Origin of the sequence: Streptomyces lunalinharesii (genome assembly GCF_039532155.1) — a bacterium.
Taxonomy (GTDB): domain Bacteria; phylum Actinomycetota; class Actinomycetes; order Streptomycetales; family Streptomycetaceae; genus Streptomyces; species Streptomyces lunalinharesii.
This window is the reverse complement of sequence record NZ_BAAARK010000009.1, coordinates 101,464-122,155: the sequence shown is the minus strand read 5'-3', so window position 1 is coordinate 122,155 and position 20,692 is coordinate 101,464. Positions and strand designations below refer to the sequence as shown.

The window sequence follows — 20,692 nt, the reverse complement described above, 5'->3', positions numbered from 1 at the left end:
TCGCTTCCTCTTCCTGTCGTGCGGATGGGGTCGGGGCTGTGCCGCCCCGCGGCGGGGCAGTGACCGGCCGGCCCGTGCCCCGCCGGCCGGGGGCGACGGTCAGACGGCCGCGCGCAGCTCTTCGACGTGCCGGGCGAGGTCGCGGAGCTGCGGGTGGCGGTAGACCTCGCGGGTCGACATGGCGATCCCGAACTGCTTCTTGAGCCGGGCCACGACGCGCAGCGCGATCAGCGAGTGGCCGCCCATGGCGAAGAAGTCGTCGTCGGCGTGGACGCGGGGGCGGCCGAGCACCTCGGACCAGACGGCCGCGATGAGCGTCTCGACCTCGCCGTTCGGGGCGTTGTCGGGGTCCTCGTCCGTCTCCGGGGCCGCGGTGGGCTGCTCCTCGGGCGCGGGCAGGGCGGCGAGGTCCACCTTCCCGTTGACCGTCAGCGGCAGCGCGTCGAGCCGGGTGTACGTGGTCGGGAGCATGAACTGCGGGAGGACCAAGGCCAGTTGTTCGCGCAGGGCGTCGGCGGTCGGGGGCGCGTCGGCCGGGTCCGCCGGGGACACGACGTAGGCGGCGAGCTGTTCGCCGGAGACGGGGCTGCGGTGCAGGGTGACGGCGGCCGCGGAGACGCCCGGTTGGCGGGTGAGGGCGGCCTCGATCTCACCCAGCTCGACCCGGTAGCCGCGGATCTTGATCTGGCGGTCGATGCGGCCCAGGTACTCCAGGGCGCCGTCCGGGCGGCGGCGGACCTGGTCGCCGGTGCGGTACATCCGGGAGCCGTCGGCGGCGAACGGGTCGGCGACGAAGCGGGTGGCGGTCAGGGCGGGCCGGTTGAGGTAGCCCAGGGCGACCTGGGGGCCGGCGAGGTACAGCTCCCCCTCCGCGCCGTCGGCCACCGGGTCGAGGTCGGCGTCCAGCACGTGCGCCCGGACGCCGGGCAGGGCGGGGCCGATGTGCGGTCCGTCGCCGTCGATCCAGGCGGCGGCGGTGTCCACGGTGCACTCGGTGGGGCCGTACAGGTTGAGTGCGTCGAGCCGCCCGGCGGCGCGTTCGGCCGCCAGTTCCTGCCAGGTGCCCTCGGGAACCGGCTCGCCGCCCATGAACAGGCGCAGGTGCCGGCCGGCGGCGGCGCGCGCCAGCAGGTCGTCGCGGAGCAGGTGCCAGTGCGAGGGGGTCAGGTCCAGGTCCTGCACGCCGTGCGCGTCCAGGGCCGCGGTCAGCCGGCCGGGGTCGGTGCGCTCGTCCTCGTCGAGTACGACGAGGGTGTCGCCGCGGCAGACGCGTGCCCACTGTTGGACCGAGGCGTCGAAGGAGACGCTGGCGTTCCAGGCCACGACGCGCGGCTCCGGGGCGTACATGCCCGCCTCCTCCAGCGCGGCCACCAGCGCGGCCACTCCGGCGCGGGTGGTCTGGACGCCCTTGGGGGTGCCCGTGGAGCCGGAGGTGTAGATGACGTAGGCGGGGGCGTGCGCGGCGACGGGGACGGGCGGTGCCGGACGCGGGGCGGTCGACGCGGCGGTCCGGTCGACGGTGACGCCGTGCACACCGGGCGGCCAGGCGTCCGCCGCGGCCGTGGTCACCACGACGCGGACGCCCGCGTCGCGCGCCATCGTGTGCCGCCGCTCGCTCGGGTACGCGGGGTCGATCGGCACGTACGCGGCGCCGGCCCGCCAGACGGCCAGCAGCGCGACGACGAGGTCCGTGCCCCGGGGCAGGCTGACGCCCACGCGGTCGCCGGGGCGGACGCCCGCCCCGGTCAGCGTGGCCGCCACCGTCGCCGTCAGCGCGTCGAGTTGGCCGAAGGTGAGGGCGTCGGCCCGGTCGCGGACGGCGGTCCGTTCCGGTGCCTGCGCCACGGTCCGGTGGAGGCGGTCCAGGAGGTCGACGGGCCGGCCGGGGCCGGGGGCGACGGTCGTGTCCAGGCCGTGCGGGCCTTCCAGTACGCCGGTCACGCGGCCTGCTCCTCTCGGGCGGCGGGGGCCACGGTGGGCCGGCAGTCCTGGAGGGCGACCGGTTCGCCCATGGCGACGACGATGCGTCGGTCGCCGCGGAAGGGGTCGCGGCCGTGGGTGGCCAGGACGTTGTCGACGAGCAGGATGTCGCCGGGCTCCCAGGTGCGGCGCAGCGTGGCGCCCTCGTAGGCGGCGTTGATCGTGTCGACGTCCGCGCGGGTCAGGGGGTTGCCGTCGCCGAGGCCGGTCTCGAACGGCAGGCCCTCGGGGCCGAACTCGTCCTGGAGCGCCTCCCGGATCTCCTCGTCCAGCGACCAGGAGTTCCAGAACGCCATGTGGTTGAACCAGACGTCCTCGCCGGTCTCGGGGTGGCGGATGATGCCGGGGCGCAGTTGGCGGGTGCGCAGGGCGCCGTCGTCGTCCCAGGCACAGGAGACGAGGTTGTCGGCGCAGTACTTCTCGACGTCCGCGCGGTCCTCGGTGGCGAAGGCGGTGCGCCAGTCCAAGGAGATGTGCTCCGAGTAGTTGCGGGTCAGCAGCCAGCCCCCGGTGCGCATCCGCTCGACCAGGTCGGCGGGGAGCCGACGGAGCACCTCGCGGCAGTCGGCGACGGGCGTCGCGCCGCCCTCCTCGGGGGCCGTCAGACAGCCGAACAGCAGCCGACCGGGGAAGGTCAGCGTGTAGCTGTTCTCGTTGTGCATGCGGATGGGTTGGTTGGGCGGCAGGTCGGTGGAGGAGTAGACGTCGTTGCCGTAGCTGCTGCGCGGGGTGGCCTTCTCGCGGTAGGGCGTGCGCTGCGGGACGAGGACGTCCCGTACCGCGGCGAAGTCGTCGACGTCGTGGACGGGCAGGCCGCGGAGGTACAGCGCGCCGTGCCGGTGCAGCGCCGTGCGCAGCTCGTCGTGGACCGAGGTGAGCCATGCGCACGCCGCGGTGGCGTCCGCGAACTGCGGGACCTGGGTCGTGGCCGGCTTTCCGGTCTCGATGGTCCAGAAAAGGGATTCACTCATCGTGATGCGCGTCCTGTCGTGTCGTTTCTCACGGATTTCCTGGTGCGCCAATTGCTGCGGTGCGTCATCCCCATCCGGTGTCGTGCTCGTCGAACGGTTCGCCGGGTCCGGCCGGAGACAATTGGGTTAAGCGCATGGGGGGTTCTCCTGCTTGGTGGAAGGGGGCCCGAGCGACTCACGGGATTCGGACACCGGATTCGGTGGGGCCGACGCGCTTCACGCTGTCACCGGAATAGGTCGGCCACCAGGGTGGTCGAGGGCTGACATTCACGTCTGTCGCATAGACGAGAGGGCACAAAGAGGGCATACGGCACCGGGGTGGGCGGGTGCCTCAGTGCCCCGCGTCCGCCCGCGTCGGCAGGTCACGGCGGGTCCGGACGGGCGAGCAGAGCAGGATCAGCGCGCTCAGCGGGATGCCCGCGATCATCACCCAGAGCGTCGGGCGCACCCCGAACCAGGTGCCCAGCGCCCCGGCGAGCAGCGCACCGAGCGGCAGCGTGCCGTAGTTGAGGAACGACGAGCAGGCGGCGACCCGACCGAGCACGTCGGGCCGGCAGTAGCCCTGTTGGAACCCGGCCTTGATGACGTTGCCGGCGACCACGCCCACCGAGACCGCGGCGTAGCCGATGACGAAGAGGGCCAGCCCGGCGCCCCGGGAGGTGAGGACCATCAGCGGTGCCAGCGCGGGCACCGCGAGTTCGAACAGGAGCAGCGCCCGGGCCGTGCCGAAGCGGGTCACGCCCCGGCGCACGACGAGCGCCCCGATCACCCCGCCCGCGCCGCCGACCGCCACCAGCACGCCCACCCCGCTGTCGGTCAGCCCGACGTCGCGCACCAGGAAGACCACGAGCAGCGACTGGTACCCGGCCAGGAAGAGGTTGGAGACGGCGCCGAAGAGGGTGAGGCTGCGTAGATAGGGGTCGCGGGCCACCAGCCGCACGCCCTCGCCGACTTCCCGGAACAGCGCGCCGCGGGCCCGTGCGACGCGGAGCGGCGGCTCCCGGTGGCGGATGCGGGCCACGCACGCGAGGGAGACGAGGAAGGTCAGCGCGTTCGTCAGCATGCCGTCGACCGCGCCGACGGCCTGGGCGATCAGTCCGCCGGTGCCGGTGCCGGCGATCTGGGCGGCGGAGGCGCTGCCGTGCAGTTTGGCGTTGCCCTCGGCCTGGTCCCCGGGGCCGACGATGCTGGGGAGGTAGGCGGTGTAGGCGGTCTGGAAGAAGACGGCGGCGGTGCCGGCGAGTAGCGCGACCAGGAGGAGCCGGGTCACGTCGAGGGCGCCGGACCAGTAGGCCAGCGGCACGCTCACGAACAGCACGCAGGAGACGGCGTCGCTGACGAGCATGACCGTTCTGCGCGGCAACCGGTCCACCCACACCCCCGCCGGCAGGCCGATGAGCAGCCAGGGCACCCAGGTCGCGGCATTGAGCAGGCTCACCTCGAAGGTGGTGGCGTGCAGGACGGAGACGGCGACCAGCGGCAGCACCACGCTGGTGACCGCCGCGCCGAATTTCCCCGCGCTCTCGCCGTACCACAGCTTCCTGAAATCCCTGTTGCGGCGCAGCAATCCACCGGTCCCAGGACGGTTGGTTATTCGCCGCCGGGCGTCTTTGCGGCGCCGGTGCGCCACTTCCCCTGGCGGGTCGTCGCGCTCTCTCACCGGCATGCGGTCATTCCCGTCTGCTCGGCGTTGACCGGTTGTTGATCGGTCGTGTCTAGGCTGCCCCCCGACCAGGGGAAGACTCTGATACAGCAGGGGTAGACCATGAATACCTCACGTTCAGTCAGTGAAATCAACATGAGCCAGAGAGCCTTAGAAGTCTTCGAATTCGCGGCGAACCGGACCGCATTCGACATCGAGGACCTCGCCGTCCTCGGCCTCGACGCCGACGAGGCGGAGCGGGTCGTCAAGGAACTCGCGGGCCTGCGGCTGCTGTCCCACGCCGAGGGCACCCCCGGGCGCCTGGCCGTCGTACCGCCGCGGATCGCCGCCAACCGGGTGCTGCGCCCCATGGAACGCGAGGTCCGCAGTCAGCAGGACGAGATCGAGCGGTTCCGGTGGATGTTCGAGACACTGGTGCCCGCCTACGAGTCGGGCCAGGCACGCCACACCGACGTGGCGCACGTGGAGATGATCGACGACCTCGGCCTGGTGCAGGAGCTCATCGAGGAGCTGACCCTGAACTGCCGTACGGAGGTCCTCACCGCGCAACCGGGCGGGGCCCGCTGCCCCGAGACGCTGCGGGCGGCGTCGGAGCGGGACCGTCGGATGCTCGCGCGCGGCGTCGCCATGCGCACGCTGTACCAACACCCGGCCCGCTACCACCAACCCACCATCGACCACGTGCAGCGGATGACGGGCCTGGGAGCGGAGGTGCGCACCCAGTCCGAGAGCCTGTGCCGGATGTTGGTCTTCGACCAGCACGCGGCGCTGCTCGGCGTGCCGGACGATCCCGAGGCGGCCCTGCTGGTCCGCGAACCGCGGCTCATCCACAGCATGCGGGGCTTCTTCGACTGGGCCTGGCGCGGCGCCTCGCCGTTCCCGCTCAGCTTCGACGCGATGTCGGCCGTGCAGATCTCCGGCGAGATCCAGGAAACGATCGTGGCGATGCTCGCCGAGGGGCTGGAGGACAAGTCCATTGCGCGGCGCCTGGGCATGTCCGTCCGTAGCTGCCAACGTCACGTCGCGGAGGTGATGAAGGCGCTCGGCGCCAAGAGCCGCTTCCAGGCCGGCTTCCTCATCGGACAGTTCCGCGACCGGCCCGACGACGGCGCGCCGTCCGGTGCCCAGGCACTGGCGCTCGGCGCCGCGCTCGCCGCCCGGAGGGAGTGACGGCGCGACGCCGACGGGCCCGGTCGACACGTCATCCCGGCTGCGGGGCCGGGGCGGGAAGGGGCGCCGCGGGATCGGCCGCGGCCAGTGCCACCACGAGGCGGCCCAGGCCCTCGGCGTGGCGGTCGGTCTCCGCCGCCGAGTAGGTGGCGGGGTTGGCCTCCACGCTCACGGTCGTCCCCTCGCGCGGCGACCGGACGTCGAAGAACAGGCTGAGGTCCGGGACGGGGCCGGTGTTCAGGGTGCGCACCGAGCCCCGGGCCGCTCCCAGGCGCAGGTCGCGGTCGAAGTTCACGACGTTGACGAGCGGCCCCACCCCCGGCGTCGCCGCCGGCCCGGCGGCCGCGGCCAGCGCCCGCCGGAACTCCTCGTAGCGGTACCGGTGGTGGCGCATCGCCTGCCGGATCCGGGCGTCCGCCTGCGCGAAGGCCGCCCCCACGGAGGCGCCCGGGTCCACGGTCACCCGCAGCGGCAGGATGTTCGCCAGCGGTGCGACGACCCCGCGCAGCGCGCGGGTGGCGCGTCCCCCCACCGAACAGCCGAAGGTCACCTCGTCCGCCCCGGTGGCCTGCCGCAGGTACAGCGCGGTGGCCGCGATCAGGAAGTGCGCGGCGGGCACCGCCAGTCGCTCGCTCTGGGCCTGGATCGCGGTCACCTCGGGCGTCGGGAGGTGGTGGCGGGCCTGGCGGGCCGCGGAGGCCGGCGGGGCGTCCGCCGACAGCCGCCCGGTGGCCGGCCAGGCCGCCGCCTCCTGCGCCCAGAACTCCTGGTCCGCACGGTACGTCCGGCCCGACGCGTAGGACCGGTCGTGCTCGACGGCGACGGTGACGGGCTCGAAGGGGTGCGGCTCCGGCGGCGTCCCGGTGTGCAGCGCGTTGTAGAGGTCCGCCGTCCGGCGGGCGAGGGCGGCCAGGCCGTGGCCGTCGGCGACGATGTGGTGGACGCGGCGGTACCACAGGTGGCGGTCGGCCGACACCTTGAGCAGGGCGGCGCCGAGCAGCGGACCGGTGGTCAGGTCGACCGGTCGGGCGAGGTCGGCCCGCATCCAGGCCACCGCCTCGGCGTCCGGATCGGGTGCCTGGCTCAGGTCCAGCACCGTGAAGTCCCACTCGGCGGGGACCAGTTCCTGCACCGGCGTCCCGTCGGCCTCGGTGACGAACCGGGCGCCCAGTGATCCGGCCTCGTCCACGGCGGTCCGCGCCGCCTGTTGCAGCAGGGCGGCGTCCAGGGCACCGGTGATCTCGTAGTAGTCGCCCACGTGGTAGGCGGTGCCGACCGGCTCCAGGATCTGGGAGATCCAGATCTCCAATTGGCCTGCTGTCAAAGGGACTCGCACGTTTCCGCTCCAGACGCCTCGGGACCGTCGTCACCGACCCTGCCAGGCGTCACGGTCCGCGCACAGAGCGCAGTGGGGGTGGTGTTCCCGCCTGTCGTGGACCCGAGGGGGCGTCACCCCGGTGCGGGTCCCGCCGCCGCGCCCGTGCGTCGGACGACGAGCGCGAGCGTGTCGTCCGGGTGCAGGATCACGGTGTGCATGTCGTCGGCGATGGCGGACGGGATCTCGTCGGTGGGGCGGTGGCGGTGGCGGCGGGTGCTCTTGACGAGGCGGGCCTCGCCCTCCAACGGGTCCCTGCGGCTCTCGGTCAGGCCGTCGGTATACAGCACGAGCAGGTCGCCGTCCGCCAGGCGCTCGTGGCGGACCCGTTCGCTTCCGGGGAGCGGATAGCCGACCCCGCGGCCGCGCACCTCCAGGTAGTGGGTGGTGCCGTCGGCGCGGCTGAGCAGGGCCGGCGGATGACTGCCGTTGGCCAGGCGCAACGCGCCGGTGGCCGGGCAGATCCGGGCGAGCAGCATGGTCGCGACGATGTCCGGATCGAACGGGACGAGGATGTCGTGGGTGCGCTCGACGATGGACGACAGCGGGTGGCCTTCGAGGGCGAGCGTGCGCACCGCGTGCGTGACGTCCAGCGCGCTGCGGGTGCTGCGGATGCCGTGGCCGAGCGCGTCGATGATGGTGAGGTGCACGGTGCCGTCGGGCAGCAGGAACCAGTCGTAGAGGTCGCCCCCGGTGGGGGCGTGTGCGTCGGCCGGCGCGTAGTGGACGGCGAGTTCGAGTCCGTCGATGACCAGGGGCGAGGGCCGGAGGGCGTCCTCGATCTCGCGGAGGATCTGTCCGTGGGCCGTGCGGAGTTGTTCGTCGCGCTCTTCGAGCTGGACGTAGAGCGCGAGCACGCCGCTGTTGGTCTCGGCGAGTTCGTGCTTGAGGTGTTGGTGCTCCGCGGTCAGCTGGTCCAGGCGGGCCACCACGGCCCGGAGTTCCTCCTCGGACGCCGCGGCCTCCCCCTCGACCACGTCCTCGACCCCGTCCCCGCCCGCGGCGGTGCCGGTGGCCCGCACGGTGCTTCCGGAGCCGTTCAGGTGCGGTGCGCCAGCCGGGAGTCCCGATGCCGGGGCCCCGGCCGGTGCGTCGAAGGCCAGGTGCCAGACGACCGCGCCCTGGGGTGTGGTCCGGGCGGCCAGCGGCAGTTCCGTCGGGCGCAGCGGGGCGGGGGCCATGGGGGATCGGAGGGTGACGGTCAGGTGCACGGTGTCGTCCGGGCCGTCTTCCCGGGTGACGTCCACGCCGACCTGGCGGCCGGCCCGGATTTCGGGGCGGGCCAGCATGGTTGCGGAGAGGACGAGGCGGGCCCGGGTCTCGACGGGCACGTGGTGCGCCGCGCACAGGCGCCGTAGGGCCCGGCGCAGGGCGGACAGCGAGTGGAGGGCGTGGGCGGTCACATGAGTCCCTGGTGCGGGCCGGCGACGACCACGGTGGCGTCGTCGCGGGTGAGGCGGTGTCGGTCGGCGAGCGCGGCCGCGAGCAGCGGCGCCGGCAGCCGCAGCAGGAAGGGCGCCGGACTGTGGGCCCAGCGGGGGTCGATGCCGTCGGAGTGCAGCAGCATGCTGAGGCCTGGTTCCCGGGGGATGCGGCGCACCTGCGGGGTAGGCAGGTTGAGACCCACGATGCCGGGTTGGCCGGTGAGGCGGTGGTGCACCTCGTGGGCGGTCAGCGCCACGCAGCGGACGTTGCCGACGGCGGCGTACTCGACCCGGTCGGGGTGGTGCCGCAGCAGGCCGACCGCGGCCCCGCGGGTGTGGCGCAGCGCGCGGTGCACGCCGTGCAGGATCTCCGGCAACGGTCCTTCCGGGGCCCGGGCGAAGGCCCGCAGCGCGCTCTGTGCGGCCTCGGCCGCCGGCTCCCCGTGCCCGAGGCCGTCCACGACGAGCACGGTGCGGCGTCCGTCGACGTCGAGGACGGCACAGCCGTCGCCGTTGGTGGTCTCGCGTTCGGCAGGGACGGAGACCGCGCCGACGGCCTCGTTGGTCACGCCGGCCCGGTCCGGCGGCGCCAACCGCGCGCAGGCCAGGGTGCCCCCGGGCACCTCCGTGCGGAGCGCGAAGTCCGCCGCGATCCGCACGACCGCGCCCAGGCCGGCGCCCAGTGAGCCGGTGGTGGTGTAGCCGTCGGCCAGGCAGCGCCGCAGTTCGGGCATGCCGGGGCCGCGGTCGGTGGCGAGGATCTCCAGGCCGCCGCCGAGCGGCATCGGTTGCAGGAACAGCGAGCCGTTGACCGCGTGCTTGGCGAGGTTGCTGCCCAGTTCCGAGGCGACGACGGCGGCCTGGTCGGACAGTGATCCGGGGAGCCGGTGGCGCCGAGCCAGCGCGCGGGCCGTCTCCGCGGCCAGGTGCACCGCGCTGTAGTGGTCGATGCGCACGTGCGTGGTGGAGAAGGGCGGGATCGACGTCAACGGACCGCCCAACGGGTGACGGTCACGGTGGTGCCGTCGCCTGCCGCGGTGTCGACGTCGAACTCGTCCATGAGGCGCCGGGCGCCGCCCAGACCGTGTCCCAGACCGGCCCCCGTGGTGAAGCCGTCGGTCAGCGCCGCGGGGAGGTCGGGGATGCCGGGGCCGTCGTCCGCCACCGTCAGCCGCAGCCCCGCGGCACCGGTGCGCGCCAGGTGCTCGATGGCCAGCGTGCCGCCCCCGCCGTGGACGTAGGCGTTGCGGGCGAGTTCGCTGGCCGCGGTGACGACCCGGGTCTGGTCGACGATGCTGAAGCCGGCGCGCAGGGTCGCCGCGCGCACTGCGTGCCGGACGGCGAGGAGGTCCTCTTCGTTGCGCACCTCGTGGACCGCCGGCCCGGCCCGGAAGCCTTCGTCCAAGGCGGGTGGCCCGTTGCGCGAAGCGGTGCCGACATCACTGGCGCGTGTCACGCAGGACCCCTTCGGGAGGCGAAGGGGTCTGATGCCAGCCCAGCGCTGCCATGCCCTGCTCCGCGTTGAGTGCGGTTTCCACGCCGGTCAGTCGGAGCCCCAGCTCGACCAACGTGATGGCCACCGGCGGGCGCATCCCGGCGACGATGACCCGTGCCCCCAAGAGGCGTGCCATCGTGGTGAGTTCCATCAGGGTGCGCGCCACGAAGGAGTCGATGATCTCCAGTCGCGAGATGTCGATCAGGACGCCGCGGGCGTGGTCCGAGGTGATGCGTGCGGTGAGTTCCTCGGTGAACGCCACCGCCGACTTGTCGTCGAGTTCGTTGAGCAGGCCGGTGACGAGCACGTCGCCCAGCCGCAGGATCGGGACACCGTTCGAGGGCGCGCTGTTCATCGGTGGGCCGCCGGGGTCGGTCCGGCGGAGGCGGCGTCGGTGAGCTTGACCGCGGTGGCGAGGGCGTCGGCCAGCGTGGCCCGGGTGAGGATCGTCGACAGGTCGATCCCCAGCTGGGCGATGGTCTGGGCGATGGGCGGCCGGATTCCGCTGATGACGCAGTCCGCGCCCATCAGGCGCACCGCGTTCACGGTCTGCATCAGGTGTTGGGCGACCGCGGTGTCGACGGTGGGCACGCCGGTGATGTCGATGATGGCGACCAGCGCCTCGTGGTCCTGGATGCCCTGGAGGAGGTTCTCCATCACCACTTGGGTGCGGGCGGTGTCGAGGGTGCCGATCAGCGGCACGGCGAGCACCTGCCGCCACAGCCGCACCACCGGTGTGGACACCTCCAGCAACTGCCGGCTCTGGCGACGGATGATCTCCTCGCGGCCCTCCACGTAGGTCTCGAAGGACAGCGCACCGGCACTGTCCAGCAACCGGTTGATGAGTACGGCGTCGCCGAACAGCGCGGCGGCGTTCTCGGTCTGCCGCTGCGCCGCCTCCAACAGGGCTTCCTTCAACGCCAGCACCGCCAGCGAGGTGTCGGTGGGGGACGCGCCGGCCCGGGCCCTGCGCAGCGAGAGGTCACAGACCGCCTGCCGCAGCCCGGGGTGGCTGCCGACCATGCGCTCGACCGGTCCGTCCCCGTCCAGCCCCGCGATGAGGGCGCCGATCAGCGCGTCGGACTCCTCGCGGAGTTCCGTCTCGCTGACCGCCTCCCCCAAGGGCGCCTGCGCCAGCTGTAGTTGAACCCATCGGTCCGCGATGTCGTCGGCCTCTGCGCGGAGCACCGCGCGCACCCGCTCCCGCGCGGCAGCCTCAGTCGTGCTCAAACCACTTTCCTTCCACCGTCATGGCCCGGGCGTCCCGCCTGCCCAGCCGGGTGCGCCCCGTTCGTGGTCAGCGATGTGCCTCTCATTTGTCGCACGACAAATGTTAGCCAGTCTCGCCAATCCACGGAACTACCTGGGGCGATTACTGACGCTGCGTCAATGACGGCCGGTGGCGCGAGCACGGTGCGGGCGAGGGCGCCCGGCCCGTCGCCCGGGCGAGCGCCGGCACCTCATGCGGACCGCGTCGAGCGGTCGACCGGCGCACCGTCGAGCTCCGGCGCGGTGGCGGAGACCGCCTGGCGAAAGCCCCGCAGCCCCTCGGCAAGGGCCCGTCGGGCCGCCGGCGGCATGGCGTCGATGGCGACGAGCAGCGCCTCCTCCCGGCGGACCCGCAGTCCGGCGAGGTAGGCCGCGCCCTCGCCGGTCAAGCGCACGTGCCGCTCACGCCGGTTGACCTCACTGGGGACGCGCTCGATGAAGCCCAGCGCCTGGAGGCGATCGCACAGGCGGCTGGCCGAGGACGGCGCCGCGCCCAAGGCCCGGCACAGCGCACTGAGGTTGATGCCGTCGCCGCGCTCCAGGACGTGCAGGACCCGCAACTGGGAGGTCGAGACCGGCGCGGGCGAGACGGCGTCCCGGCCCCGCTCCCACAGGACCTCCAGGAGGGCCACCACCTCGCACGCTGTCTGCGCGGCCTCCTGCGAACCGTGAGAATCTATGCGCGGAGCAGCACCGTTCACATCCATTGATCCACTCCGGACAGTCGTGTCAGCCGAGTTGCTTCCTGGCTGATGTCTACTCCCTGTCACAGTCATTCGAGAAAGCGGTCGTCGAGATGTCGGAAAGATACGCGGCCGTGGAACGAGCCCTGCGCGAGGCAGCTCCCCACGAACTGCTGAATGTGGTGCGCGCTTCACTTACGGAGCATTTCGCTGCGAACAGCGTGAACCTACTGATCGCCGACTACGCCATGACCTTACTCCAGCCCATCGACACGCTTCCATACACCGCGGCGCCCCTGTCGGTGCACACCAGCGAGCCGGGCCGGGCCTTCGGCGCGCAGCAACCGCTCCTCCGCAGTGCCGGCACCCCGCCCGTCGTCACCGCCCACCTGCCCATCTCCGTGCGCGGCGATCGCCTCGGGGTGCTCTCCCTCGCCCTGCCCGAGGAACACTGCTCCCGCGCCACGCTGGGCGAGCTGGAGCAGCTCGCCGACGTCCTCGGCCGGGAAATCGTCATCGCCGAGCGCGACACCGACCTCTACCTCCAGGCCCGCCGGACCCAACGCCTCACCCTGGCCGCGGAGATGCAGTGGCAGCTCCTCCCGAGTCGCGCCTGCAGCCGGGCCGAGTACGCCCTCGGCGGCCAGCTCGAACCCGCCTACGCCATCCACGGCGACAACTTCGACTGGTCGAGTTCGGCCGACCACCTCACGCTCACCGTCACCAACGGCATGGGGGAGGGCATCGAGGCGGCCCTGCTCACCCACCTCGCCGTCAACGCCCTGCGCAACGCGCGCCGCGCCGGACTGGACCTGCGCGACCAGGCACACCTGGCGGACCAGGCCGTCTACGGCCAGTACGAGGGGGCCGTCCACCTGCCGACCCTGCTGCTGCGCTTCAACCTGAACAGCGGTCTGACGGAGGTCATCGACGCGGGTTCCCCCCGGCTGTGGCGACTGCGCGAGGGGTCACTGGAGCGGATCGAGCCGGAGGCCCAACTCCCCCTGGGCATGTTCGAAGACACCATCTACCACGTCGAGCAGTTCGAGGTCCGCCCCGGGGACCGCCTGCTGATCGTGAGCGACGGCGTCTACGACGTGGCCTCCCCCACCGGCGAGAAGTACCAGGAACGCGCCCTGGCCCACGCCGTCAACAGCGCCCGGCTCCTCCCGGCCTCGCACGTTCCCCGCGCGGTCCTCGACGAACTCGCCGGTCACCGTGAGGCGGCGGAGATCGGCGACGACGCCACGATCGTCTGCCTGGACTGGTTCGGCCGCTGAGGGCCGACGAGGTGCGGGGCGGACCGCCGCCCGGGCGGGGCGCCGGCCGCCCGCGCCCGTCGGCGGCCGCGTCAACGCGCCCGGGACTCCCCCTGGGGGGCGGTGAACTCCACGTGCCGGGACCGGCGCAGCCCCCGGACGGCCTCGCGCCGGACCTTGCCCGACTCCGTGCGCGGCAGGTCGTCCACGAACTCCAGGAACCGCACGGACTTGGGCGCGGGCAGGTGCTCCCGCAGGTGGGCGAAGAGCACCTCGGCGGTGGCCCGGCTGGCGTTCCAGCCGGCGGACAGCACGACGTACGCCTTGGGCGCCGGGCCGGTGTCCTCGGCCACCGGGACCACGGACAGTTCGGCGACGGCCGGGTGCAGCACCAGGACGTGCTCCAACTCCAGCGGAGCGACCAGGACCCCGTCCGGCCCCTCGAAGACGTCCTTGCGGCGCCCGAGGTAGACCAGCGAGCCGTCGTCGTCCCACCGGGCCAGGTCACCGGTCCGGTACAGGCCGCCCGGCGTGCGGCTGGCGGCGTTGTCCTCCGGGTCCAGGTAGCCGCGCATCATGCCGACGGGTGCGTCGGACAGGTCCAGGCAGAGTTCGCCCTCGCGAGCCGGCTCGTCGGTGTCGGGCCGGACCACCACCAGTTCGTAGCCCGGCAGCGGATGGCCCATGGAGATCGGGTCCGCCGAGGAGGCGGCGGTCACCCCCGCCATCGCGGTGACCTCGGACTGCCCGAAGCCGTTGCGGACGGTCACCCCGGCCAGCTCGCGGACCCGCTCGACCACGTCGCCCATGAGCGGTTCACCGACGCTGACCGCGTTCCGCAGGCCGGGCAGGCCGTCGGGCAACCCGGTCCGGATCAGGGCCCGCCAGGTGCTGGGCGGCGCGCAGAAACTGTTGATCGTCCCCGTTCCCAGCACCTCCAGCAGCCGCTGCGGCGTCGCGTCGGCGGTGTCCATGGACACCACGGTGGCCTCGGCGTTCCAGGGGCCGAACAGCGAACTCCACGGGAACTTCGCCCAGGCCGGGGCAGAGACGTTGAGGTGCGTGTCGCCCGGCTTCAGGCCGTTCCAGTACATGCTCGCCAGATGCCCGATCGCATAGCTGACGTGGGTGTGCACCACCAACTTGGGCCGCGCGGTGGAACCCGAGGTGAAGTAGTAGAACAGCGGCTCGTCGGCGTCGGTCGGGCCCTCCGGCACGAAGTCGCCGTCGTGCCCGGCCGAGGTGGCGAAGTCCGTCCAGCCCTCGCGCTCCCCACCCACGATGATCTTGGTCTGGAGCCCGTCCACCGCGAGCCCCGGCACCACGCGGTGGTCGGCGATCACGTGCTGGGCCCCGGCCCGGCCGATCCTGGTGCGCAGTTCCTCGGGCGAGATGGTGATGAAGGCGGGGGCGACCACCGCCCGGACCTTGATCAGTGCGAGCATCAGCTCCCACAGTTCGGTCCGGTTGTCCATCAGCAGCATCACCACGTCGCCGCGGCGCACGCCCTGGGAGAGCAGCCAACTGGCGACCCGGTCGGAGCGGCGCGAGAGCTCCTGGAAGGTCGACTCGCCCTGGCCGACGACGCTCAGGGCCACCCGGTCGTTGCCCTCGGCGATCCGGTCGAACCAGTCGATCGCCCAGTTGAAGCGTCGTGGCCGCGGCCATCGGAACGCCTTGCGCGCGGCGTCCTGGTCCCCGGCGTGGTGCAACAGCAGGTCCCGCGCGGCCCGGAACTCCCGGTAGGCATCGTCTTGCTCGGACAACGTGTCCCCGATCGCTAGAAGGCGTTGGACTTGGCCCGGCGCAGCACGCTGAGCGCGACCACGTCGGCGTCCCTGGTGAACGAGGTGTGCACGCCCGGCCGGCCGTTGCCGATCTGGGTGAACCAGCAGGCCCCTTCGGTCGGGATGCCCAGCCCGTAGACGGCTCGGTGCGGCCGGCCGTGTGCGGTGATCACCCGGCGCTCGGCCGGGGTGATGTGCAGTGCGCCGGTCTCGAACTTCTCGTCGGCGTCGCCGTGCACGAACCCGGCGGCCATCCGCTCGCCGACCAACTGCCGCATCAGCGGATCGGTGTTGCGCAACAGGCCGGCGGTGGGGATGCGCGAGTCGATGAGCACGTCGCAGTGCTTGCGCGAGCCCTCGACGACCGGCGACTCCAAGAAGAACCGGCCCAGTTCGGCGTCGCCACCGTGCGCCACGTCCGGCCCGACCACCTCCAGCACCCCGGCGTCGATCAGGGCCAGGAACTGTGCGGTGCGTTCCAGCGGTGGGCCGGTGAACAGCGGCGAGGTGCGCGACGCGAACCGGCCGAGGAAATCGGCCCGATGGGACCGCGGTTCCAGGCCGCCGAAGTCCACGGCGTGCCGCAGCGCCTCGCGGGAGTCCCGGATGGCGTCCAGCGCGGCCTTGAGCGGACTGTCCACGTTGCCCCGGCGGGCCGCCGCGATGTCGGCGAGCAGGACGCGCCGCACCTCGGCGACCAAGTCGGCGCCGGAGTCGAACCGTTGGCCGCGCAACGGCCTGGACAGCTGGTCCAGGTCGAGCGGTGCCACGTCCGTCAGTCCGTGGCGCTGCGCCACCTCGCGCCAGCCGACCGGGTCCGGTCCGAGCGCCCGCAGTTCCGCGGCCACCGCCTCGACACGATCCGGCCCGTGCTGGGTCCTTGCCTGGGTGGTGTAGTAGACGTAGTTGACCTCGGCCCGGAGCAGGGGAAGCACGTCCCGCTCGAAGTCCAGGGCCGGGTTGCCCCGTTGCCGTACGTTGCGCTCGCGCAGCCGGCCGACGGCGGCCGAGGTGAGGAACTTCGGCGCGGCCCGGCTGGTCACCCCCTTCTGGTTGCGGCCCCGCGAGCGGATCGGCAATCCGCTGCGCGAACCGGCCACCACACGGGGCTCGTTGCCGCTGGGCACGTAGAACATCGCCCCGTCGGGGCCCTCCTTGAACCTCCCGCCACGGCCGACGGTGAAGGACATGAGGATGTCGTAGAAGGACAGGCCGAGCCCGACGACTCCGACGACGGCGCCCGGCGCGATCGACGACAGCTCCAGGTCGGCGGCCGAATCCCCGCTGAGGTAGCGGAGTTCGGGCCGCGCCCGGGCGAATTCCGCCAGCTCCGACTGGTGCCCGGACAGCACCGCCGGCGCGTGCCCGGTGGTGATCACCACCGCGTCGGCGGGCACCGTCAGCTCGCCGTCCGCCGTGGACACGCTCAGTTCGTAACGGCTGTCGACCTCCCGCAACGAGGTCGTCGTGCCGACCACCTCGACGACGTCGCCCAGCCCGGACATCCCGCCCACCACCGAGTCGTACACGTACCGCAGGTACCTGCCGTAGGCGTACCTCGGTGCGTAGTCGTCGTGGCCCAGACCGGACAGGGCCGGGTCCGGCTGGGAGCGCAACCACTGTTGGAAGGACAGGCCGGCGCCCGGCCGGCACGGCGCGCGGTCGAAGACCCCGGAGAACATGCTGATCTCACCGACCACGGTGTTCATCAGGAAGCAGGTTTCCTGGTCGGTCTGCCAGATGCGTCCGGCACCCAGTTCCACCGCGTCGATCAGCCAGATCCGGACGTCGCGCGGTTCCGGTTCGGCCGTCAGGTTGGCCGCGATCCGCTCGAACACCGAGATCCCTCGTGGACCGGTACCCACGATCGCGACGTTCAGCACCTCGTCAGTCGGGTTGTGCACGGCCTGTCCCTCCATCTGTAGGGCTCGTTCTCAGTGCGCTGCCGCGCCCAGGTCGTCCATGGCCGGCAGGCGGCCGAGCGAGGCGGCGATCGCCTCGTCCGAGGCCGCCATGTCCGTCATGTTTCCGCTGAGGAACTGCTGGTAGGCGGAGAGGTCGAGCAGCCCGTGGCCGCTGAGGTTGAAGAGGATGACCTTCTCCCGGCCCTCCTTCTTGGCCAGCAGCGCCTCTTCGATCGCGCCTCGGATGGCGTGCGCCGACTCGGGCGCCGGAATGAGGCCCTCCTCGTGGGCGAAGGTGATGCCGGCCTCGAACACCGCGCGCTGCGGATAGGCCACCGCCTCGATCAGCTTCTGGTGGTACATCGCGCTCACCAAGGGGGCGGCACCGTGGTAGCGCAGACCGCCGGCGTGGATGCCCGGGGAGACGAAGGTGTGCCCCAGGGTGTACATCTTCGTCATCGGCGTGATGCCGGTGTAGTCGTTGTAGTCCCAGGCGTAGCGGCCCTTGGTGAGCTTCGGGCAGGCCTCCGGCTCCACCGCGACGAACCGGGTGTCCAGTCCCTCGCGCACCTTCTCGTGGAAGAACGGCAGGGCGACGCCGGAGAAGTTGCTGCCCGCGCCGACCGAACCGATCACCACGTCCGGGAAGTCGCCGATGGCGCGGAACTGCCGTACCGCTTCCTGGCCGATAACGGTCTGGTGGAGCAGGACGTGGTTCTCGCCACTGCCCACCGAGAGGTTGCAGCGCTCCACTTGGCGGGCGTGCTCGAACGCCTCCGCGTTGGCGATGGACAGGCTGCCGTCGGTGTTCGGATCGCGGGCCAGCGCGGCACGGCCGGCCTCGGAGTTCTCGTTGGGGCTGGAGATGACCTTGGCCCCGTTCATCTCCATCATGATCCGGCGGTAGGGCTTCTGGTCGTAGCTGACCCGCACCATGTAGACGGTGCACTCCAGGCCGAAGATGCGGCAGGCGACGGCGAGGGCCGAGCCCCACTGGCCGGCTCCGGTGCCGGTGGTGAGGCTGGTGATGCCGGCCTGCTTGTAGTAATAGGCCTGGGCCAGCGCGGTGTTGAGCTTGTGGCTGCCGGTGGTGTTGGTGCCCTCGTACTTGTAGTAGATCCGGGCGGGGGTGTCGAGCAGCTGCTCCAGCCGGCGGGCCCGCATGAGCGGGGTCGGCCGCCAGCGCAGGTACTCCTCGCGCACCTCCTGCGGGATCTCCACGAACCGTTCCCGGCCCATGCTCTGCCGGTACATCGACAGCGGGATCTGCGGGGCCACCGCGTCGCCGTCCGTGCGGGTCTCCGGCCTTGCCTGGCGCAGCTTGGCCGCGTCCTCGACGCCGCTGAGGTCGGACAGCACGTTGTACCAGTGCGTGGGAACGATTTCTTCAGCGGTCAGCGATGCTTCTGCCGAATTCATCATTACGTTTCCGTACCTCGTTTCTAGGAATGTGCCATGTTCGATTGCACCAGCTCGACGAGATCGCCGACCCGCTTCAGCGAGGCTTCGAAGAGCTCACTGTCACCGATCTTGATTCCGCATTCCTCTTCAACTCGCACCACGATGGCGAGAATGCTCAGCGACTCGACTCCGATTTCGTGCAACTCGTCATCGAGTCGGATTTCGGACGGCGCGGACGAACCGAGTACGGACGCGATGATTTCGCGCACCTGAGATTCGACCTTTTCGGGCGGCGTCAAGATTTTCCTCTTCTCCCCTGGACGGGTCTTCGCTCTTCCAGCCGTTCGGCTAGAGCGTGGAGCTGGTCATCACCGCGGTGCGCAGCCCGAGCGTCAGCAGGACGGCCGCGCTCACCCAGGCCAGTCCCAACTGCACCGCCGGCACGGCGAACAACCGCCTCGCCAGGCCGACGAGGGCGACCACCACGGCGTACCAGCCGGCACTGATCGCGATCTGCACGGCGGTCAACGTGACCACGTCGGCGGGCGTACCACCGCCGGGCGGCAGGAACTGCGGGATCAGCGCCAGATAGACGGTGGCCATCTTGGGGTTGGCGGCGCTGGTGACCAGCCCTGATCGGTAGGACCGCCACAGCGTGGCGGCGTCGCGCGCCGGGGACTCTTCCGCCGGTTGGCGGGCGAAGTCCCGTCGGTTGCGCACGGTCATCACGGCGAGGTAGCAGAGGTAGGCGGCACCAGTCAGCTTGAAGACGGTGAACACCAGTTCAGAGGTCTGCGTCAGCGCGGCCAGCCCCAGGGCGGAGGTAGCCGCCCACATGAGCAAACCGGTACTGCTACCGAGAATGGTCACCAGCCCGGCCCCGCGTCCGAAACGCAGGGTCTCATTCACCAGAACCATGAATGACGGTCCCGGTGCGGCCACCATCGCAAAAACGGTCGCAATGAAAGCCCCATTCACCATGGGGCCGTCACGATCCCGATCTCCATTTGATCGGGATACGGCCGTGACGCGTCCACATCCATTTCAAATGCACCCCCTCTGAGTTCCGACACCTCCGACTGTTGATCACCACCGGCCGCACGCTATCCGCTCCCGATGGGCCAGGCAACAGTTTGTTGAATTACTTGCGGGTGGGCCGAGAACCTACGGGCCGGTAGGCATCGATTCCCGGCCACTGGCAAGCGCGGCCACCAGCACACCTCGCCGGATGTACCGCTTCGGGCGATGCATCTCAGCCATGAGCATTCCCGCGTCCGCATGCTGGACCAAGGGGGCAGGGAGGACCTTTCGACGCGCCAGGCAGGCACCGCGGGGGCAGCGCCAAGCACCGCGAACGCCCGACGTCCGACCGCAGACACCAGGCACGAGGCGCAAGGCGCGAGGCACCAAATGCCAGACACCAGACGACAGATGACAGAGGTCAGCAGACAGAGGACAGAGGACAGACACCGGATGACAGGCACCGGACACCAGATGACAGACACCGGATGACAGGCGCCGGAGTACAGACATCGGACACCGGACGACAAGCATCGGACACCGGACTGGCAGGCGCCGGATGACCAGACACCGGATGACAGGCACCGGAAGGCGCGAGTTCGCGGTCGGTCACCCCGTGACTGCCGGCTCCGCGCGGCGCTCAGCCGACGTCGGAGTCGCCCTCCAAGTGCCGGGCGATGCGCAGGAGGCCGGGCAGGGCGGCGCGAACGGCCGCCCGGTCCGCCTCGTCGAGCGCGGCGAGCGCGTCGTCCAGGCGTCGTTCGTGGGCACCGGCCCAGGCAGTGAGTTGCGTGCGCCCGGCCTCGGTGAGGGTGACGACCGAGGCACGGCGGTCAGCCGGGTCGACCGCGCGGGCCACCAGCCCAGCATTGATCATCTGGCCGATCAGCCCGCTGACCGTACTGGCGGCGAGCCGCTGGCGGGTGGCGAGGTCGCTGATCCTGGCCGGGGAGTGTTCCGCGAGGACCTGGAGCAGTTCGACCTGGGCCATGGGCAGTTGCTCCCACGGGTAGTCGGTCCGGATGGAAGCGCGCAGCGCGCGGCGGAGCCGGGTGACGGCCTCGGTGAGCAGGCGGGCGTCCGTGGCCCGGTCGCCGGGCGCGGGCGACGGGGACGCTGGGTGGCGTTGCTGCGGCATGGACCGACTCTAACCGCGGAGTTCCGCGCACCGGGCAGGGGTTTCGGTATACGTCCCCCGCTCACACATCGGCTACCGAATATTTCGGATGCCGATGTAATATGGGAGTCATGGAGGGTTCTTCGCACGCACTGCGGTCCGCGGATCAACGCC

Annotated in this window: 18 protein-coding genes; 2 read left to right on the top strand and 16 right to left on the bottom strand. The window is 71.7% G+C overall.

The genetic code is table 11. The features are described from left to right. Positions 1–99: 99 nt before the first annotated feature. The 3 genes from ABD385_RS16615 to ABD385_RS16605 all read right to left on the bottom strand — a co-directional run bounded on the left by ABD385_RS16615 (position 100) and on the right by ABD385_RS16605 (position 4,488). Positions 100–1,941 carry a non-ribosomal peptide synthetase gene (locus tag ABD385_RS16615; protein ID WP_344576390.1) on the bottom strand — a complete coding sequence of 614 codons (1,842 nt, stop codon included), beginning with the start codon at positions 1,939–1,941 and terminating at the stop codon, positions 100–102. Continuing rightward, positions 1,938–2,951 carry a TauD/TfdA family dioxygenase gene (locus tag ABD385_RS16610; RefSeq protein ID WP_344576387.1) on the bottom strand — a complete coding sequence of 338 codons (1,014 nt, stop codon included), beginning with the start codon at positions 2,949–2,951 and terminating at the stop codon, positions 1,938–1,940. The genes ABD385_RS16615 and ABD385_RS16610 overlap by 4 nt, the downstream gene beginning before the upstream one ends. 331 nt (positions 2,952–3,282) lie before the next feature. Beyond that, positions 3,283–4,488 carry an MFS transporter gene (locus ABD385_RS16605; RefSeq protein ID WP_425585418.1) on the bottom strand — a complete coding sequence of 402 codons (1,206 nt, stop codon included), beginning with the start codon at positions 4,486–4,488 and terminating at the stop codon, positions 3,283–3,285. Between the two features lie 261 nt (positions 4,489–4,749). Here ABD385_RS16605 and ABD385_RS16600 point away from each other — a divergent pair, with 261 nt between their 5' ends. Then, positions 4,750–5,784 carry a helix-turn-helix transcriptional regulator gene (locus ABD385_RS16600; RefSeq protein ID WP_344576381.1) on the top strand — a complete coding sequence of 345 codons (1,035 nt, stop codon included), beginning with the start codon at positions 4,750–4,752 and terminating at the stop codon, positions 5,782–5,784. 31 nt (positions 5,785–5,815) lie between these two features. Here the strand turns inward: ABD385_RS16600 and ABD385_RS16595 are convergent, their stop codons facing one another. The 7 genes from ABD385_RS16595 to ABD385_RS16565 form a co-directional block, all read right to left on the bottom strand. Further along, positions 5,816–7,120: a condensation domain-containing protein gene (locus tag ABD385_RS16595; RefSeq protein ID WP_344576378.1), complete on the bottom strand. Its 1,305-nt coding sequence runs from the start codon at positions 7,118–7,120 to the stop codon at positions 5,816–5,818. Between the two features lie 113 nt (positions 7,121–7,233). Further along, entirely contained in the window at positions 7,234–8,562 is a 1,329-nt protein-coding gene (locus ABD385_RS16590; protein WP_344576375.1) for a PP2C family protein-serine/threonine phosphatase, read from the bottom strand. Next, entirely contained in the window at positions 8,559–9,584 is a 1,026-nt protein-coding gene (locus ABD385_RS16585; RefSeq protein WP_344576372.1) for a SpoIIE family protein phosphatase, read from the bottom strand. The genes ABD385_RS16590 and ABD385_RS16585 overlap by 4 nt, the downstream gene beginning before the upstream one ends. Then, positions 9,569–10,039: an ATP-binding protein gene (locus tag ABD385_RS16580; RefSeq protein ID WP_425585416.1), complete on the bottom strand. Its 471-nt coding sequence runs from the start codon at positions 10,037–10,039 to the stop codon at positions 9,569–9,571. Before ABD385_RS16580 ends, ABD385_RS16585 begins: the two co-directional genes overlap by 16 nt. Continuing rightward, the gene (locus tag ABD385_RS16575) at positions 10,023–10,433 is read right to left on the bottom strand and encodes an STAS domain-containing protein (protein WP_344576370.1); all 411 of its coding nucleotides are present in this window, start codon (positions 10,431–10,433) and stop codon (positions 10,023–10,025) included. Before ABD385_RS16575 ends, ABD385_RS16580 begins: the two co-directional genes overlap by 17 nt. Beyond that, complete coding sequence (locus ABD385_RS16570) at positions 10,430–11,308, bottom strand: STAS domain-containing protein (RefSeq protein ID WP_344576367.1); 879 nt, start codon at positions 11,306–11,308, stop codon at positions 10,430–10,432. Before ABD385_RS16570 ends, ABD385_RS16575 begins: the two co-directional genes overlap by 4 nt. Before the next feature lie 230 nt (positions 11,309–11,538). Further along, a complete protein-coding gene (locus ABD385_RS16565) occupies positions 11,539–11,979 on the bottom strand; it encodes a MarR family winged helix-turn-helix transcriptional regulator (protein WP_344576364.1) in 441 nt (146 codons plus the stop codon). Positions 11,980–12,143: 164 nt separating this feature from the next. Here ABD385_RS16565 and ABD385_RS16560 point away from each other — a divergent pair, with 164 nt between their 5' ends. Beyond that, a complete protein-coding gene (locus ABD385_RS16560) occupies positions 12,144–13,310 on the top strand; it encodes a PP2C family protein-serine/threonine phosphatase (RefSeq protein WP_344576362.1) in 1,167 nt (388 codons plus the stop codon). A 71-nt stretch (positions 13,311–13,381) separates the two neighbouring features. Here ABD385_RS16560 and ABD385_RS16555 read toward each other — a convergent pair whose 3' ends face one another. The 6 genes from ABD385_RS16555 to ABD385_RS16530 all read right to left on the bottom strand — a co-directional run bounded on the left by ABD385_RS16555 (position 13,382) and on the right by ABD385_RS16530 (position 20,539). Then, positions 13,382–15,055, bottom strand: a complete 1,674-nt coding sequence (locus tag ABD385_RS16555) for an AMP-binding protein (protein WP_344576360.1) — start codon at positions 15,053–15,055, stop codon at positions 13,382–13,384. A 14-nt stretch (positions 15,056–15,069) separates the two neighbouring features. Then, positions 15,070–16,980 carry an FAD/NAD(P)-binding protein gene (locus ABD385_RS16550; protein ID WP_344576357.1) on the bottom strand — a complete coding sequence of 637 codons (1,911 nt, stop codon included), beginning with the start codon at positions 16,978–16,980 and terminating at the stop codon, positions 15,070–15,072. A 30-nt stretch (positions 16,981–17,010) separates the two neighbouring features. Next, positions 17,011–18,402, bottom strand: coding sequence for a TrpB-like pyridoxal phosphate-dependent enzyme (locus ABD385_RS16545; protein WP_344576353.1), 1,392 nt, complete (start codon positions 18,400–18,402; stop codon positions 17,011–17,013). A 20-nt stretch (positions 18,403–18,422) separates the two neighbouring features. Next, entirely contained in the window at positions 18,423–18,680 is a 258-nt protein-coding gene (locus ABD385_RS16540) for an acyl carrier protein (protein WP_344576349.1), read from the bottom strand. A 49-nt stretch (positions 18,681–18,729) separates the two neighbouring features. Beyond that, positions 18,730–19,326, bottom strand: coding sequence for a LysE family translocator (locus tag ABD385_RS16535; protein WP_344576347.1), 597 nt, complete (start codon positions 19,324–19,326; stop codon positions 18,730–18,732). Positions 19,327–20,041: 715 nt separating this feature from the next. Beyond that, entirely contained in the window at positions 20,042–20,539 is a 498-nt protein-coding gene (locus tag ABD385_RS16530) for a MarR family winged helix-turn-helix transcriptional regulator (RefSeq protein ID WP_344576346.1), read from the bottom strand. Positions 20,540–20,692 lie beyond the last annotated feature (153 nt).